Source organism: Photobacterium sp. DNB22_13_2 (assembly GCF_052873915.1).
In genome coordinates, this window is record NZ_JBNNXU010000055.1 from 1 (window position 1) to 667 (window position 667).

Genomic DNA, 667 nt, shown 5'->3' on the forward strand with positions numbered 1-667 from the left:
GTACCCAGTACCCAGTACCCAGTACCCAGTACCCAGTACCCAGTACCCAGTACCCAGTACCCAGTACCCAGTACCCATGGAGGGGAAATGGAATACCAAAAGCTTCAAATTTGGCAAGAAAGCTTTCAGATAGCGGTGACGGTTCATCGATTATTTGTTTCATGTAAGGATTTTGGTTTCAAAGATCAAATCAGTCGATCTTCTGTATCTGTTCCTTCGAATATCGCAGAAGGCGAAGAACGAGAAACACGTAAGGAATCTGTCCGTTTCTTATATTACGCTAAAGGCTCATGTGGTGAGTTAGTTACACAGTTACTGTTGGCTAAGGAGTTTGGTTATATCGGTAAAAGTGAAGCCGATGAATTGGTAGTAAGAGCTAACCTTGTTAGCCGCAAAATAGCTAGTTTAATCAAATTTCGAAGTGGACAGGTAAAAGAATCTCACGGAATTTATGATGTCTCTGAGTTTGCTATCGCCGGGAAATATCAAGATTAGAAAAAACAGATTGTTCTTGATAATATCGCTGTATTCGTAATTATACTTCAGGACCCAGGACCCAGGACCCAGGACCCAGGACCCAGGACCCAGGACCCAGGACCCGCTCTTACCCTATGCCCCACAAAAACACTGACATTATCAACATCTTCAACCAAACCTTCATCGATTC

1 protein-coding gene is annotated in these 667 nt (G+C 43.3%); it reads left to right on the forward strand.

Annotated elements, in window-relative coordinates; all coding sequences use genetic code 11:
• Positions 1-87: 87 nt before the first annotated feature.
• Positions 88-495: a four helix bundle protein gene (locus ACVA58_RS27765; RefSeq protein WP_446513480.1), complete on the forward strand. Its 408-nt coding sequence runs from the start codon at positions 88-90 to the stop codon at positions 493-495.
• Positions 496-667 lie beyond the last annotated feature (172 nt).